Source organism: Kitasatospora sp. NPDC030952 (genome assembly GCF_055571335.1).
Map to the genome: position 1 here is coordinate 75028 of NZ_JBVIFM010000007.1, position 16215 is coordinate 91242.

Annotated in this window: 14 protein-coding genes; 4 read left to right on the forward strand and 10 right to left on the reverse strand. The window is 73.0% G+C overall.

Annotated features, from left to right (window positions below):
- The first annotated feature begins 269 nt into the window (after positions 1-269).
- Together ACZ47G_RS15500 and ACZ47G_RS15505 are read left to right on the forward strand one after the other, a co-directional pair.
- Positions 270-839 carry an RNA polymerase sigma factor gene (locus ACZ47G_RS15500; protein ID WP_465742786.1) on the forward strand — a complete coding sequence of 190 codons (570 nt, stop codon included), beginning with the start codon at positions 270-272 and terminating at the stop codon, positions 837-839.
- On the forward strand, positions 836-1531 hold the full coding sequence (locus ACZ47G_RS15505) for a hypothetical protein (protein WP_465742788.1): 696 nt from the start codon (positions 836-838) through the stop codon (positions 1529-1531). Before ACZ47G_RS15500 ends, ACZ47G_RS15505 begins: the two co-directional genes overlap by 4 nt.
- Before the next feature lie 143 nt (positions 1532-1674).
- Here ACZ47G_RS15505 and ACZ47G_RS15510 read toward each other — a convergent pair whose 3' ends face one another.
- The 4 genes from ACZ47G_RS15510 to ACZ47G_RS15525 form a co-directional block, all read right to left on the reverse strand.
- The gene (locus tag ACZ47G_RS15510; protein WP_465742790.1) at positions 1675-2343 is read right to left on the reverse strand and encodes a GAP family protein; all 669 of its coding nucleotides are present in this window, start codon (positions 2341-2343) and stop codon (positions 1675-1677) included.
- A gap of 266 nt (positions 2344-2609) precedes the next feature.
- Positions 2610-4022, reverse strand: a complete 1413-nt coding sequence (gene argG, locus ACZ47G_RS15515; protein WP_465742792.1) for an argininosuccinate synthase — start codon at positions 4020-4022, stop codon at positions 2610-2612.
- 365 nt (positions 4023-4387) lie between these two features.
- Positions 4388-5221, reverse strand: a complete 834-nt coding sequence (locus tag ACZ47G_RS15520; protein ID WP_465742794.1) for an SAM-dependent methyltransferase — start codon at positions 5219-5221, stop codon at positions 4388-4390.
- A gap of 97 nt (positions 5222-5318) precedes the next feature.
- Entirely contained in the window at positions 5319-6038 is a 720-nt protein-coding gene (locus ACZ47G_RS15525) for a rhomboid-like protein (RefSeq protein ID WP_465742796.1), read from the reverse strand.
- A 328-nt stretch (positions 6039-6366) separates the two neighbouring features.
- Here ACZ47G_RS15525 and ACZ47G_RS15530 point away from each other — a divergent pair, with 328 nt between their 5' ends.
- Both ACZ47G_RS15530 and ACZ47G_RS15535 read left to right on the forward strand, forming a co-directional pair.
- Complete coding sequence (locus tag ACZ47G_RS15530) at positions 6367-7089, forward strand: rhomboid-like protein (protein WP_465742798.1); 723 nt, start codon at positions 6367-6369, stop codon at positions 7087-7089.
- 243 nt (positions 7090-7332) lie between these two features.
- Positions 7333-10080 (forward strand): glycosyl hydrolase, encoded by a 2748-nt coding sequence (locus ACZ47G_RS15535; protein WP_465742800.1) that lies wholly within the window; start codon positions 7333-7335, stop codon positions 10078-10080.
- A 160-nt stretch (positions 10081-10240) separates the two neighbouring features.
- Here the strand turns inward: ACZ47G_RS15535 and ACZ47G_RS15540 are convergent, their stop codons facing one another.
- From ACZ47G_RS15540 to ACZ47G_RS15565, 6 genes are all read right to left on the reverse strand, one after another.
- Positions 10241-10621, reverse strand: a complete 381-nt coding sequence (locus tag ACZ47G_RS15540) for a VOC family protein (protein WP_465742802.1) — start codon at positions 10619-10621, stop codon at positions 10241-10243.
- Between the two features lie 294 nt (positions 10622-10915).
- On the reverse strand, positions 10916-11839 hold the full coding sequence (locus ACZ47G_RS15545) for an STM4011 family radical SAM protein (protein ID WP_465743160.1): 924 nt from the start codon (positions 11837-11839) through the stop codon (positions 10916-10918).
- 11 nt (positions 11840-11850) lie between these two features.
- Positions 11851-13182, reverse strand: coding sequence for an STM4012 family radical SAM protein (locus tag ACZ47G_RS15550; RefSeq protein WP_465742804.1), 1332 nt, complete (start codon positions 13180-13182; stop codon positions 11851-11853).
- On the reverse strand, positions 13179-14069 hold the full coding sequence (locus ACZ47G_RS15555; protein WP_465743162.1) for an STM4013/SEN3800 family hydrolase: 891 nt from the start codon (positions 14067-14069) through the stop codon (positions 13179-13181). Before ACZ47G_RS15555 ends, ACZ47G_RS15550 begins: the two co-directional genes overlap by 4 nt.
- Positions 14070-14122: 53 nt before the next feature.
- Complete coding sequence (locus ACZ47G_RS15560; RefSeq protein WP_465742806.1) at positions 14123-15265, reverse strand: STM4014 family protein; 1143 nt, start codon at positions 15263-15265, stop codon at positions 14123-14125.
- Positions 15266-15279: 14 nt separating this feature from the next.
- Positions 15280-16212, reverse strand: coding sequence for an STM4015 family protein (locus ACZ47G_RS15565; RefSeq protein ID WP_465742808.1), 933 nt, complete (start codon positions 16210-16212; stop codon positions 15280-15282).
- Positions 16213-16215: the final 3 nt, after the last annotated feature.

The following is a 16215-nucleotide window of genomic DNA, read 5'->3' on the forward strand; positions in this document are numbered from 1 at the left end:
TCGACCCTGGCGAAGGCATCGGCCGGCTTGTCAAGCCGACGCCCGCGTCGAGTGTGATCTGGGTCACGTCCGGGCTGGTGGGCGGTGTTCCGCGTGCCCAAACGAGCAGGTCAGCGGCGCTGTTCGAAAATGAACGGAAACGTTCCCAAATGTCCGCCCGATCCGGTCGACAACCCGCGCCTCCCGAACGGTTACAGCACGAGCCCCCCAAGGGGCCGTCGGCGTGCCACCCCGGTGGGCCGGCCAGCTGACTCAGGAAGGGGGCGCGTGTGAACACTCCCGGGCCGGGCGGGGAGCGGAGCCTGCGGGCGGACCCGCTCGACGACCTGCCGAACGACTTCGAGGCGTTCTTCACCCGCGAGAACACCGGCTACCTCCGCTACGCCCAGCAGCGCCTGCGCCACCGCGAGGACGCCCAGGACGCCGTGCAGAACGCCGGCACCACCCTCTACAAGAACTGGCGCCGGGCCCTGGCCAGCGAGGACCCGCAGGCCTTCGCCTTCAAGATCGTCAAGGACGCGGTGGTCGACGTCCTGCGCGAGCGCCGGCGTGCCGAACGCAAACGGCTGCGGGTGATCGCCCAGCGCCGGCCCGACACCAGCCAGGACGAGCTGGAGGAACTCGCCGAACTGGACGCCCTGGACTGGGCGATGGAGGAACTCGCGCGCGCCGCGCCGGTCCAGGCCGATGTCGTCCGGCTGCGTCAGGGGGGCCTGTCCTACCACGACATCGGCCACTCGCTCGGCATCGCGCACACCACCGCCCGCACGTACTACAGCCTGGGGCGGCGGCACCTGGAGTACCTGCTGGAGCACCCGGACGACGGGCAGGCGACATGAAGGTCACCGAGCTGCTGCGCGCCCACGCCGCCGAGCTGGACCAGGAGTTCCGTGACCACGACCCGGCGGCCTTCACCCGCCGGCTGGCCGAACGGCTGGCCGCCGCCCGCCGGGCCGCCCCCACCGGGCGCGAGCGACCCGCCCGCCCGCCCGCCGTCGCCCGGCCGCCGCACGCCCCGGCGGCCTGGGACCATCCCGGCACCGCCGGGCGGTCCGAACTGCGGCGCGACCTGCGCCACCTGTGCGCCGGGGTGGCGGGCGCGGTGGAACCGGGGGAGCTGGCCCTGGACCTCGAACTCGCCGAGAAGGCCGCGTTCCGGACCCTCGGCTGCCTGCTCTACGGCATGGGCCGCACCGCGGACGGGGTCTTCTGGTGGCGGATCGCCGCCCAGTACGGCGACCAGCTGGCCGTCCACTGCCTGGCGGTCCACTACGCCGCCGAGGGCGAACGGCGTGACGCGGCCCGCTGGGCCGCCGAGGCCGAGGACCTCAGCGACCCGGGGCGGCTGCCGCAACTCGCCCCGGAGGCCCGGCCGGGCTGCGCCGCCGAGCTGGCCCGACTGCTGGCGGAGCGCTACGACGGCGAGATCCTGCTGACCCTGCGGGGCGCCGTGGCGGCACCGCCGGCGGCGGACGGGGGGCGGCTGGGCGTGCGCGCGGTGCGGGGGCGGGGGGTGGTGCGGATCCGGTGATGGGGTGGGTGTGGCGGTGGGGTGGGTGTGGCGGTGGGTTTGGTGCGGTGACGTGGCGGGTGCGGCTGTGGGCAGGGTGCGGTGACCGGGCGGATCCGGTGACGGGGCGGGTGCTCTGGGGCAGGCGGATCGGCGGGTGCGGGTCAGCTGAGTCCGGAGACGGCGCTGCCGAGGTAGTCGGCGCCGAGCACGATCGGGACGGCGGTCATGATCGCCGCGTGGTGCGCCGCCATCCAGGCGCGCCACTCGCCGAGGGCGTGGACCGAGCGGTCGGCACCGCGGAACTGGACGGTGAGCGGGACGAGGGTGCCCAGCGAGCCGATCAGTACCAGCAGGGCGGCGGCCACCGCCCTGGCGCCGGCACCGGAGGGGGCGGCGGCGATCGAGGCGGCGCCACCGACGGCCGGGATCAGCGTGGTGGGGCGGGACCAGACCAGGGCCGCGGCGAGGGCGGCGGACCGAGCCGGGGTGAGCCGGTCGATCCCCAGCAGCCAGGTCGGTGGCGCGGTGACGTGCCCGGGCCGCGGGCGATCGCGCCACTGCCGGGCCGCGAGGACGAGCAGGGCGATGCCCAGGGCGAGCTTCAGCCAGGACGACCACGTCGGTCTGCCGCCGTCCGGGCCCAACACGCCGCCGACCATCACTACGAGCGCCACGACCGCCGCCAGGCCGAGCACCCAGCCGGCCGCGAACGCCGACCCGTTGGCCCGACCGCGCGGTGAGGCGAGGATCAGCAGCACGGCGATCAGCGGCAGCGGACTGAGCCCGACCGCCACCGCCGAGACCAGCATCGGACCGATCGCCTCACCCATCGGCCTCACCCATCCGCGGACCTGCCTTCCCGTCGCCGGGCGCCGTCCGCCATTCAGCTACCGCCGGCGGCGGGGCGCACGGCCGGTACGGCCGTTCGGGTGAGGTCGAGCCGGTGGCGGGGCTATGTCCGGCGGGAACGGCCGGGGCCGCCGCACCGGTGTGGTGCGACGGCCCCCGCGACGGACCGGGCCGGCCGGTGACCCGGCTGGGCGGTGACCCGGCCGGGCGTAACCGGTCAGTCGGCGCCCGGTCAGTCGGTGCCCGGTCAGTCGGTGCCGGACTCGATCGCCGCGTGGTCGAGCGGGGTCGACCGGTTCTCGTCGCCGGTGCCGGCGGCGATCGGCGCCGCGCCGCCCGGGGCGAGCTCGCCGATCAGGCCGCTCCACTGCGCCAGCTGGCCGTGACCCGCGTACTGCTCCAGCTTGCTGCGGGAGTCGGCGATGTCCAGGTTGCGCATGGTCAGCTGGCCGATCCGGTCGTCCGGGACGAAGGCGGCGTCGACGCTGCGCTCCATCGACAGCTTCTCCGGGTGGTAGCTGAAGTTCGGACCCTGGGTGTCGATCACCGAGTAGTCCTGGCCACGCCGCAGCCGCAGGGTCACGCTGCCGGTGACGGCCTGGCCGACCCACTTCTGCAGGCTGTCGCGGAGCATCAGCGCTTGCGGGTCGAACCAGCGGCCCTCGTACATCAGGCGGCCGAGGCGCCGACCCTGGGTGTGGTACGTGGCGATGGTGTCCTCGTTGTGGATCGCGTTCAGGAGGCGCTCGTAGGCGATGTGCAGCAGCGCCATGCCCGGGGCCTCGTAGATGCCGCGGCTCTTGGCCTCGATGATCCGGTTCTCGATCTGGTCCGACATGCCCAGACCGTGCCGGCCGCCGATCTGGTTGGCCTCGTGCACCAGCTCCACCGCGGTGTCGAACTCACGGCCGTTGATCCGGACCGGACGGCCGAACTCGAAGTCGACGGTGACGTCCTCGGTCTGGATCTCGACGGACGGGTCCCAGAAGGCGACGCCCATGATCGGGGCGACGATCTCCATCGAGGTGTCCAGGTACTCCAGCCGCTTGGCCTCGTGGGTGGCGCCCCAGATGTTGGCGTCGGTGGAGTAGGCCTTCTCGGCGGAGTCCCGGTAGGGCAGGTCGCGCTCGGCCAGCCACTCGGACATCTCCTTGCGGCCGCCGAGCTGGTCGACGAAGTCCTGGTCCAGCCACGGCTTGTAGATCCGCAGGTTGGGGTTGGCGAGCAGGCCGTAGCGGTAGAACCGCTCGATGTCGTTGCCCTTGTAGGTGGAACCGTCGCCCCAGATGGAGACGCCGTCCTCCTGCATGGCCCGGACCAGCAGCGTGCCGGTCACGGCGCGGCCGAGCGGGGTGGTGTTGAAGTAGGTCTGCCCGGCGGAGCGGATGTGGAAGGCACCGCAGGCCAGGGCGGCCAGGCCCTCCTCGACCAGCGGGGCCCGGCAGTCGATCAGGCGGGCCTGCTCGGCGCCGTAGGCACGGCCACGGGCCGGGACGTCGGCGAGGTTCGGCTCGTCGTACTGGCCGATGTCGGCCGTGTAGGCGTAGGGGACGGCACCGTGCTCGCGCATCCACGCGACCGCGACGGAGGTGTCCAACCCACCCGAGAATGCGATGCCGATCCGTTCACCGACCGGCAGCTTGCTCAAGACCTTCGACATGCATGCACCCTTGACCCACCCGCGGTGCGGGCTCCTGATTTAGCGACGTGTGAGGGGATTCGGCCTGGTTGATCCGATGCCCGCACTCTGGCATAGATTTGCAGAGTACCGCAAGAGCATACGGACGCGTCGGTCGGGGTGGCTGCCCCTGGGGTTGGCTCCCGGTGGCCGCTCCGGGCATCAACTCCGTTGGATGGGAGGGTGTTTGGCGGCCTTGACGGGTTTGTCGGGTCGGTCGGGCCGCGCGGGTCGGTCGGGCCCGCGCGGGCCGGGGACTGGCGGGGAGCTGCGGGGAGTGGCAGAGAAAACGACGGGCCGGGCTCCCGAGGGGAGTCCGGCCCTGCAGTGGTGGCGGGGGTGCGAGGTCAGGCCTTGCGGCCGACGCCCGCGTACATCCAGCGGGTGGAGCCCGCGGTCGGGCCGTCCGGGCGCCAGAGCGGGACGAAGTCCACACCCGGTTCCAGCAGCTCCCAGCCCGTGAGGAAGGCCTCCACCTCGGAGCGGTCGCGGAGCCGGATGCGCGAATCGGTGTCGTCCCAGGTCTTCACGACCTCGGCGGCCCGCTGCGGGTTGCCCTCGGCGGTGCTGTGCGAGAGCAGCAGGAAACTGCCCGGGGCGAGCCGACGGTGGACCGCCTGGACGGCTGCGGCGGCCTGGGCGTCGTCGACGAAGTGCAGGACGGCCACCAGCATGACGGCGACCGGCTGGGAGAGGTCGATCAGCTCGCGCAGCGCGGGCCGGTCGAGCAGTTCGTCGAGATCGCGCAGATCGCCGGTCAGCACGGTGGTGGAGTCGTTGCTCGCGAGCAGCGCCCGGCCGTGGGCGAGCACGATCGGGTCGTTGTCGATGTAGACCACCCGGGAGTCCGGGGCCAGCTCCTGCGCCACCTCGTGCACATTGCCCCGGGCGGGCAGGCCGGAGCCGATGTCGATGAACTGGCGGACGCCGGCCTCGACGCAGAGCCGGACGGCCCGGCGCAGGAAGGCGCGGTTCTCGCGGGCGGCCTGCGGGATGTCGGGCGCGGCGGCGATCGCGTGCTCGGCGGCCGCCCGGTCCGGCGGGAAGTTGTCCTTGCCGCCCAGCCAGTAGTCGTAGATCCGGGCCGGGTGGGGGCGGTGGGTCTGCAGCATCACCGGGTCCACGAAACCCGCCGGGTCGGTCACGTCCGTAGTGTTCGTGGCGTTGTCGAACTCGGGCATCGGGTCCCCTCCGTTTGGCCTGATCAACTGTCATCAGAAGCTGGCAGCCAGCCGGTTGATCGGTTCTGCATCGTACCCGGCCCACTTGGAAGGACGATCAGCGCCCCGGGTCGGGTTCACCTCGGGGGCCACCGGTGTCGGCGGAGGCCCGGGCGCGCAGCCAGGGTGTCCGGGCGGCGAGGACGCCGAGGCCGAGGGCCACCAGGTGTCCGGCGTCGGCCAGTTGCTGGTCCGACGCCCAGGCGCCGGCCAGTGCGAGGGCCAGGGCCGGCAGGCCGTACCGGCGCAGCGCGCGCGGGCCCAGGGCGAGCAGGCAGCCGACGGTGGCGACCAGCCCGTAGCTGATCCCCACGTCCCTCGCGCGCGAGAGCGCGCCCGGGATGCGGGCGATCAGCATCACCCACATCGCCCCCTCGGTGACCAGGGTGGCGCCGAGGTGGCCGAGGACGAACACCGCGCCCGCGCGGGCCGGGCCCCAGCGCCACTCGGCCAGGCCCAGGGCGACGGCGACGGCCGCGATGCCGGCCCACGCGGGGACGCCGTCGACCACAAGGCCGCTGGTGAACAGCGTCCACCACTTGCCCACCTCCATGTGGTGGACATTGCTGCTGTTGTGCCGGACGAACCGGGCCCGCGCGGCATGGCTCTCGTTGGCGAGCCAGGAGGCGGTGAGGGTCAGCAGGACGACGTAGACGGAGGTGAGGCGCAGCCGGAGGGCGGTTCTGCGGGCAGTCGAGCGGAGGGTGGCCGTTCTGGACGTCGCTCGCGGGGTGGTGGCGGGGTCGGTCGGTTTCGTCGTCCCGAGGCGGTCCGTCATCGTGCCTGGCGCCCTTGCTGTGCGGTATCCGGTGCCGGCGGCTCCACGGGCAGCCGGAGAGCCAGCCTACGGCAGTCGGGGGTGCCCGCCCGCCGACGGTTCTCGGACGGGTGACGGCGGTGACGGCCATGACGCCAGGGGCCAGTAGAGCCCGTGGGGCCCGTGGAGCCCGAGCGGGCGGCAGGCGGCTCGCAGGCGGCCTGCGCGCGGCGGCCTGCGGGCGGCGGTCTGTGGGCGGTCCTCGGGCGGGATCACCCGAACGGGCCGTCGCGGCGGCGGGAGGGGGCCCGGCCGGGCGAGGGTGAGGGGGACCGTCGAGGAGGCGTCGATGACCGGCAGCTCCACCGGGGTGCAGCAGGCGCGCCGGGGGCCCTGGTGGGCGCGCGCGGCCCGGGCGGTGTGGCGGTACATCCGGCGCGCTCCCGGCACCTACATCTGGCTGGCGATCCTGCTGGTCACCACCCAGGTGATCCGGCACGTCGACCCGGTGACCGCGGACCGGATCCTGGAGCGGCGCTCCACCAACCTCCACCATCTGCAGGTCTCGCCGGTCCGGGTGCTGGCGACCAGCGCGCTGTGGATCGCCGGCGGCGGCTGGCTCGGCTACTTCGTGCTGTACAACCTGTTCCACGTGCCCGCCGAGCGCTGGCTGGGCACACTGCGCTGGCTCTCGGTCGCGGTGCTGGCGCACGTCGGCGCGACGTACCTCAGCGAGGGCGTCCTCGGCTGGGCGATCCACCGCGGCATCGCCGCGCCGAAGGCCGTCTACACGCTGGACTACGGCGTGAGCTACGCGCTCGCCGGGGTGGTCGGGGTGCTCACCTACCTGATCGTGCGGCCCTGGCGGTACCTGTACCTGGTGGGGGTGCTGGCCGTGTACGTCTACGGCGTCCATCACAGCCGGGACTACACCAGCATCGGCCACCTCAGCGCGGCGCTGATCGGGCTCGCCTGCTACCCGATCGCCCGGGACCGACCGGGCTCCTTCGACCCGGTCGCCTTCGTGCGGTCGGTCGGGCGGCGGTTGCGCGGGTGGCTGCGCGAGCGGTGAGGGGCGGGTGGTGAGGGGCGGGTGGTGAGGGCGAATGGTGATCGGTGCGCCGTGCTCGGCGCTCGGCCGGCACGGTGTGGCGGCCCCGGGCATTCGCTGAATGCCAACTGTTCGACAGTGTAAGGCTCTTAACAGTTCTTTACCGTACGGGCCTTCCTTCCACCGGGCACACCCACCAGGCTTACCCCCTGCTTCGCCGGGACCGCGCGACCGCGCGGCCGGCCTCAGGGGAGGACCGCACTCGTGCCCATCAGGCAACATCGACGGCTGCTGCTCAGCGCCGTCACGCTCACCGCCCTCGGACTGACCACCACCCAGGCACTCGCCGCGCCGTCGACGTCGCCCACGGCGCAGCCCTGGCAGGTGCGGCACCAGGTGGACATCGGGAAGCAGCACGCCGCGAAGACCAAGAAGGCCACCGCCCTCTCGACCTTCAGCCCCAAGGCCGACTCGGAGGCCGGGGACGGCGGCGACGAGGCGGAGAACTCCGCCGAGGGCGTCGCCCAGTACACCGAGGCACGTACCGCCCCCGGTGTCGTGGCGCCGGGTGCGTACAGCGCGGCCTGGGCGCAGCTGCAGTCGATGCCGCACACCGACGGCAACTGGAAGCACGTCACCGACAAGCCGTACAACTCCGACGACCCGCGCTACCGGGACGTCAACTCCAACTCCAGCGGCGGCGCCGGCCTGGTGACCGGCCGGATCACCGGCATCGCGGCCGACAGCAACGGCTATGTGTACGCGGGCGGCGCCGACGGCGGGGTGTTCCGCTCCCGCACCGGCGGCGGCCGGTGGGAGCCGATCGCGGACAAGCTGCCGACCCTGTCCACGGGCACGCTGAACCTGGACGAGGGCGGCCGGCTCTGGTACGCCACCGGTGAGTCCAACACCGGGGCCACCTCCTATGTGGGCACGGGCGTGTACGTGCTGTCCGACCCGCAGCACGGGAAGTTCCAGCCCGGCAACCGGGTGGGCGGGGCGGAGCTGGAGTCGACCATCATCCACGCGCTGCGCTTCGGCGGCGGCAAGGTCTGGGCGGCCACCAGCCGGGGTGTGTGGAGCCACTCGACCTCCGACCTGTCCGGCCCGTGGACGCTGGAGTTCGCGCCCAACCCGGACTACCTGCCGGGCGGTTCCATGGCCAAGGACCCGAGCGCGCCGTACAAGAACATCGCCAATGACATCGCCATCGACCCCAAGGACCCGTCCAAGGTCATCCTGGCGGTCGGCTGGCGCGGCGGTGACACCTACAACGGCTTCTACAGCAAGGCCGCCGACGGCAGTTGGCAGCGCGTCTCCTCGATGGGCGACCTCCCGGCGGACGCTGCGAACGTCGGCAACGTGACCTTCGCGCGCTCGGCCGACGGTTCGCGCTACTACGCGATCGACCAGTCCCCGGACGTCATGGCGCACAATCCGGACACCGGCCTCAAGGGCATCTACGTCTCCAAGTCCGGCTCCCCGTACGGCCCGTGGACGCTCATCGCGGACAAGGACAAGCTGAAGGGATCGGGCTCCGCGCTCCAGGACGCGGGATACCAGCCCGGCATCCAGGCCTGGTACAACCAGTCCCTCCAGGTCGACCCGGCCAACCCCGACCACGTCTACGCGGGTCTGGAGGAGGTCTTCGAGACCACCGACGGCGGCAGCAACTGGGCGACCGTCGGGCCGTACTGGAACAACGGCTTCCCGTGCTGGAGCATCGACCCGAGCAAGCAGACCGGTGACTGCTCGCCCACCACCCACTCCGACCAGCACGCCGTCGCCTTCGGCAGCTACCAGGGCAAGGTGAACGTCTACGTCGGCAACGACGGCGGCATCTACCGGCGCCCCGACAACGGGCAGTTGGACGCCTGGGGCCACGGCAAGGACTGGACGCCGCTCAACGACGGCACCATCGACACCCTCCAGTACTACTCGGTCGGCGTCGGCAAGGACCCGGCGGACCGCTCCGGCAAGGGCGTCATCGTCACCGGGGGCCTCCAGGACAACGGCCAGTCGATCCTGCGCGCCCACGACAAGGTGATGGGCTCCAACTTCGGCGGCGACGGCGCGGACACCCTGGTCGACCCGGCCAACGGCTGCAACATCGCCCAGGAGTACGTCTACCTGGACATGTGGGTCACCCAGAACTGCGCGGTGAACGACGGCAGCTGGACGAAGGACCCGAGCAAGGCCACGTCCTTCGAGATCGCCCCGCCGGACAAGGACACCAGCGCCGCCCGCTTCATCGCGCCGCTCACCAGTGACCCCAAGGACAGCAACACCTGGATCGCGGGCGGTCAGCACGTCTGGGTGCAGCACAAGGGGTACGCGATCCGCAGCGGCAGCGAGTGGACCAGTGCGTACGACCTGGGCGCCGGGCACGTCGCCACGGCCGTCGCCACCGTCAATGGCACGGTGTACGCGGGTTGGTGCGGCCCGTGCAACAACCAGGGGTTCAGCCGCGGCATCGCGGTCGGCAACATCGACGGCACCGGCTGGCACCAGCTGAGCCTGCCCGTCGACGGCGCCCTGCCGAACCGCTACATCTCCTCCTTCGCGGTGGACGAGAAGGACGCCCGGCACGTCCTCGTCGCCTTCAACGGGTTCTCCCGGACCTGGACCGAGGGCCCCGGTGCGGGCATCGGCCACCTCTTCGAGACCCGTGACGGCGGCGCGACCTGGACCGATGTCTCGGCGAACCTGCCCGACGTCCCGGCGACCTCGGTGAAGATCCTGCCCGGCGGCGGCCTCGCCCTCGGCACCGATCTCGCCGCCTTCTACCGCGCGCCGGGCGAGAGCCGGTTCTCGGTGCTCGGCCGCAACCTGCCCACCACCGCGGTGCAGCAGCTCAAGACCGGCCCCGACGGCCGCCTCTACGCCGCCACCTTCGGGCGCGGCATCTGGTCGATCGACCCGCACGCGCTGTCCCAGGACAACAACAGCCAGGACAGCCAGGGTGACGACAGCCAGGGTGACGACAGCCAGGGTGACGACAACCAGGGCTGATCGTCCGCTTCGTCTCCGGTGCCCGGCCCGCTCAGCACGAGCGGGCCGGGCACCGGCGCGTCCGGCCCGCGTCCGGTGCCGCGGGTGGGCGCAGTGGACGGATGCGATGGACGGATCCGGTAGGTGGATGGGCGGTAGGTGAGCGCGCGGTGAGGCCGGGCTATTGGCCGACGCGCTGGGCCAGGCAGAGGATGTTGCCCTCGCTGTCCTTGAACCAGGCAGCGCGCATCCCCTCGCCCTCGGCCACGCCGTTGACCGTCTTGAGGCCGGGGAAGTCGTACTCCTCGAAGGTGATGCCGCGCTCACCCAGGGCGGACATCTCGCCGTCGAGGTCGGCGACCTTGAAACTGGCGAGGGTGTGGGCGGCCTGTCCACCACTGGGGGTGCGGTAGACGGTGAACTGGGTCGCGCCGCATTCGCAGGTCAGTTCCTCCTCACCCTCCTCGACGAGCTTGAGGCCGAGGGTGTCGGTGTAGAAGGCCTTGGCGCGGGCGAGATCGGTGGCGGGGATGACCGCTTGCAGCGGTCCGTCTCCAAGCATGGTGTTTCGCCTCCTCTCGGTTACCAGGCTAGGGAGGTACGGAGCCCGTCGCTCGGCGGGCGGGGGACCGCTCCGGGCCGTGGGCGGCCGATCACGCCGAGGAGTTCACACCGAGGAGTTCACGCAGGGACACGATGCAGTTGTCAAGGAGCGGTCAGTAGGCGGCCGGCCGGCGCGGGGCCCGGCAGGCCGCGGGTCGTATACCGTCCGTCATGTCGGGCCTCCTTCCTGAACGTCCTTGTGCTGCGGAGCGGTTCGTACGCTGTCACGCGGCGTGTTCGGTTCGCAACCGATTTATCGCCCTCCCGCCGGCCAGGCCTCCGGGACCCGCTCCAGGACGCCGGCGCCGAACAGCTCGTACAGCGGCAGGGTCTCCAGGTGAACGTAGCCGATGTGGCAGTCGCACACCGACGACGGGCAGGCGCGTGGCCGCAGTCGAGCCCGGTAGCTGCCGTCGTAGAGGTTGCCGAGGACGTCCCGGACGAAGTGGCAGCGGCGCACCGTGCCGTCGCCGTCCACCGACAGCACCGACTCGCCCGTGCGGCAGGGCAGCCCGGCGCTCGGGTGGGCGTGTCGGCTGTAGCCGAAGTGCGGGTCCAGGGACGTCCACTGGTCGGCCTCCGCGTCGGTGTAGCTGCGCCCCTCGGCCGCGTTGACCCACAGGTACACCTCGGGCGCGAGCTCCGCGCGCAGCCGCCGGGCCTCGGCGAAGTGCTCCGGCTGCCCGACCACGCCCACGCTGTAGCGCACCCCGAGCGCGTCCAGCTCGCGGCACTTGGCGAGGAAGCGGTCGTGCCGGACCTGGCCCGGGTGGTAGGTGACCCAGAGGGCGAGGGCCGTGCGGTCGGCCTCGGCGAGCCACTCGGTGCGGCAGCTGAGGTTGGTCTGGATCGCGACCCGGCGCACGTGCGGGAGCCGGCTCAGCTCGACCAGCGCGCGGCGGTACCAGGAGCGCACCAGGCCCTCACCCCAGGGGGTGAACAGCAGTGAAAGGGTGTCGCCGCTGCCCGCGCGGGCAGCGGCCCAGGCGGTGAGGCGCTCCAGCGCCGCCCGGTCGGCCCGCAGTTGATCGGGGGTGTCGCGGCGCTTGGCGAACGGGCAGTAGGGGCAGTCGTAGTCGCAGGAGGAGAGCGGGCCGCGGTAGAGCAGGGTGAGGTCCCGGGGCTGGGCACCGTCGCCGTCGTCGTCGCCCCCGGCGGTGGGTGCGGCCGAGGGCATGCCGAGGAAGGTCATTTCGCCTCGTAGGCCGCCATCAGGGCCCGGACCTCGGGCGAGAACAGCAACGGGCCCACCGCGTCCGAGTGCGCCAGCCCCTCCGGGGTGAGCCTCAGGCGCTCCGGATCGTCGGCGAGCCAGCCGCGCTCGGCGAACCCGGCCAGCTCCGCCCCGAAGTCCTCGCCCGGCGAGCCGCCGAAGCGGGCGCGGTAGTCGGCCAGCGGCATGCCCTCGGCCTGCAGCAGCGACTGCACCAGGTGGCGGCGGCGCGGCTCCGCACCACCCATCCAGTGGCCGACCTCGGCGCGCTGGAAGTCCTCGGTGGCGACGTAGTCGTCGATGATGCCGCGCACCTCGGAGGCGTTCACCGCGTAGTCGAAGGAGTAGTGCAGCCGCGAGGTGTAGGAGCGGGCGCCGCAACCCAGGCCGACCATGCCGTCGGTCTGGCAGGCGTACTCGCTCGCGCCGGCCTGTGGGGAGGCCGTGCGGCGGAACATCCGCATCGAGACCTGCTCGTAGCCGTTGGCCAGCAGGTGGTCCCGGCCGGCGCGGTAGAGCGCGAGCCGGCGGGCGTCCCAGGCGGCGGCGCTCTCCTGCTCGCCGAGGCGGGCCAGGCCGGTCAGCGGGCGGACGTACAGCGGGTAGAGGTACAGCTCCTCGGGCTGCCAGTGCAGGGCGGCGTCCAGCGAGCGCAGCCAACTCGCCTCGGTCTGGCCGGCTATGCCGTAGATGAGGTCGATGTTCAGCACCGGGATGCCGGCGGCGCGGATCCGGCCCAGGGCGGCCTCCGCCTCGGCCCGCTTCTGCGGGCGGACGGCCGAGCGGGCCTCGGTGTCGTCGAAGGACTGCACGCCCATGCTCAGCCGGGTGGTGCCCCGGGCGGCCAGCACCTCCAGCCGGTCGGCGGTCGCGGTGGCGGGCGAGGCCTCAACCGACAGCGGCACCGCCCGGAGGTCGACACCCATCCGCTGCTCGGCGATGTCGCACAGCCGCTCCAGCTCGGCGGCCGTCAGGTAGGTGGGGGTGCCGCCGCCGAACGCGGCCAGCGCGAACCGGGCGCCCTCGTCCAGCGCCGAACGCACGGCGACGGCCTGGCGCTCCAGGGCGTCCAGGTAGGCGGTGGTCAGGCCCTCGGGGCTGCCGATCCGGGTGAACAGGTTGCAGAAGCCGCAGCGGACCTCGCAGAACGGGATGTGCAGGTAGAGCGAGAGGGCGTGCTGGGGCTCCCCGCTCCACAGCTCGCTCAGCGGCGGGCGCTCGGGCAGCGGGCGGTAGGCCGTCTTGTGCGGGTAGGCGTAGACGTACGACTGGTACGGCGAGTCGGGGAGCGGGGGTGCGGCGGTCATCGACGCTCCTCAGCGACGGCAGTGGCGGTGGCGGTGGCAGCGGCGGCAGTGGTGGCAGGGGCAGTGCCGACGGTGTCAGCGGGCCGGGCGGGGATGGTGAAGTGGGCGTACGGGACCGTCCAGACCACCTCGTGGCCGATCCGGTGCCCGGTGTAGCCGTCCTCGCCGTACGCCGTGCCGTGGTCGGAGCAGACGATGGCGAAGCAGGGGCGGCGGGCGCTCATCGCCGCGAACAGGCGGCCGATGTGGGCGTCCACGTACTCCAGCGCGGCGGCGTGGCTGGCCCGGGAGTCGCCGTGCTCACGGGTGGCGCCGGGCAGGTGGAACCAGTTGGGCTGGTGCAGCGCCGAGACGTTCAGGAACAGGAACAGCGGCTGGTCGGCGGGCTGTTCGGCGGCGACCCGCTCGGCCCGGGCGACCTGCTCCTCGAAGGAGGTCGGGGAGGCCACACCCAGCTCCGGTGCCCAGTGGCTCTCCTGGAACAGGCCGGGCAGCACGGAGCCGAGCGGGCCCTGCTTGTTGAAGAAGCCGACGCCTCCGATGCAGACCGTTCGGTACCCGGCCGCGCCCAGGGCGGTCGGCAGGTCGGGCGCGTCGAAGACCCAGGTGCGGGTGGCCGTGCTCTCCGAGCCGGCGAAGCGGGCCGCGAACAACCGGGGGTGGGGGCCGCCGGGCGAGGCCGGGGTGGGCAGGAAACCGGCCATGATCGCCTGGTGGGAGGCGTAGGTGAAGCTGCCGGGCGCGTGCCGGCGCTCCCAGCGGCCGCCGGGGAGGAAGGCGGCCAGGTGCGGGATGCGGCCGGCCGAGGCCAACTCCTCGGCGACGTCGAAGCGCAGCGTGTCGAGGGTGACGAGCAGCAGGTCGTGGCTGCCCACCACCGCGTTCATGTCGGGGTTCGGGTCGGGCTCGGGGGCGGCCGGTTCGGGCGTGGGCTGGTGGCTCATCGGGTGGGTTCCAGGATCTGGTGGTGCGTCGGGACAGGGGAGAGGTCGGCCTGGTCGGCGAGGTCGGTGTGCCGGTTGAGGGCGGCGAGTTGGGCGCCGTAGGTGTCGAGGCCCTCGGCCGGGCCGCCGGGCAGGCCGGTGAGGTTGGGCAGCAGGTCGCCGAAGGCGTTCACCTCGCCGACCAGGGCGCGGCGCCAGCCGGCCGTGGGCAGGACGTCCACGCCGACCATCGGCGAGCCGGGGAAGCAGGCCGCCGCCCGCTCGGCCGTCTCCAGCAGGGCCGGCCAGGCCGGGCCGGCCGCCTCCCGGGCCTGGTCGAGACTGCCCCGGGCGCCGCCGAGGTGCAGGTTGGTCATCGGCTGGGCGCTGGTGCGCACCACCGCGTGGGTGGCCCGGCCCGCGACCACCACGACGCGGAGGTCCGCCGAGCGGCCGGACTGCGAGGACTTGGGGATCCACTGCTCGACGTGCAGCCCGTCCGGCGCCAGGCGGTCGACGATCGCGGCCACCTCGCGCTCGTCGCGGTAGCGGCGCACCCGCAGCGAGTTGTGCAGCCGGCCGTCGGCCAGCTCGACCGAGGTGGTGGCCAGCAGTTGCCCGCGCGGGCCGAATTCCAGCGCGATCACCCCGGAGGCGGAGGATCCGTGCGCGGGCTTGACGAAGACCCTGCGCAGACCGGCTCCGGCGAGCCGCCCGCACAACTGCTCCCAGTCGCGGACCTCGCCGCCGAGCGCCCGGGGCACCGGCACCCCGGCCGCGGCCAGCAGCGCGTGCGCCCGGCCCTTGTCGAACATCACGGCGATCTCCTCCGGATCGCCGAGCAGCCGCACGCCCGGGTGCGCGGCCAGCCCGCGCAGGGCGGCCAGCACCCCCGCGTACCAGGCGGCCGTGCCCTCGACCCTGGTCGGCGCGTAGCCGGAGCCGAGCGCCGGACCGCGCAGCAACTCGTCGACCAGGGGCTCCTCGCCCGGGGACTCGATGCGCAGCAGGGTGCCCTCGGGCAGCCGGTACCCGCCGCGCAGCACGTCCAGCCAGGGCAGGACCGCGGGCTCGGGCAGGCCGGCGGCCCGGGCCGCGGCGGCGAACAGCGTCACCCGCCGGTGCCCCGGGTTTCCGAGGACGGTCAACCGCCGTGTCATCGCGCCGCCACCGCCTACTCGGCGACCGCGACGTAGCGGTCCTCGTCGTCCTCGCCGGCGTCCTCCGCCTCGGTGAGGTCGAGCTCGACCCCGGGCAGGGACTCCCGCAGACGCTGCTGCATCTCCTCCGAGAGGTAGTGGTGGTGCAGGTCGAGCGAGCGCAGGTGGGTGAGCGGCTGGCCCTCCAGCAGGGCGGCCGCGCCCTCGTCGGAGAGAATGCCCATGGACAGGTTGAGCGACTCCAGCCGGGCGACCACGGGTGCGTGGGCCACGGCGGCGGCGATCTCGTCCTGGAACTCGCTGTTCTGCAGGCCCAGGTGGCGCAGCTCCGGCAGGCGCGAGCCGTTCAGGAAGGGGCCGAGGTCGTCGAGCGTGGCGTCGCCGCCGTACTCGTCCACCCCGAGCCACAGCTCCAGCCGCCGCAGGGCGGGCAGTTCGGAGCCGGCCACCGCGCGCACCACGGTGGCCGGCAGGCCGCCGGACTCGAAGCGCAGGGACGTCAGCCGCTCGTGTCGCACCGGCAGCAGGCAGAGGTCCATGCTGCCGCGCACGGCCAGCGAGGTCAGCCCGGGGAAGGCGGTCAGCAGCGGGGTGACGTCGCCCATCTCCAGCCAGGAGATCTCGCACTCGTCGAAGGTGACGTCACCGAGGAACAGCGCCTCCAGGGCGGGCAGCCGGTCGGCCTCGGCGGCCATCGCCTCGACCACGGCCCGCACGGAGGAGTAGCCGCCCTGCCACCAGGGGCCGATCACCACGGCGCGGATCCCGGCCGGGTCGACGGCCCGGAGGAAGGACTGCCAGAGCTCGGCGAAGCCGTGCTTGGCGTCGTATTCGAGGGCGAGCCGCCAGGCGACCTCGCCGGCGGCGGGCCGCGGCCGGGCGTCGTCGGGGGCGAACTCGTGGATCGGCAGCTCGTGGAAGCGTTCGAGGTGGTGCGAGACCGTCATGTC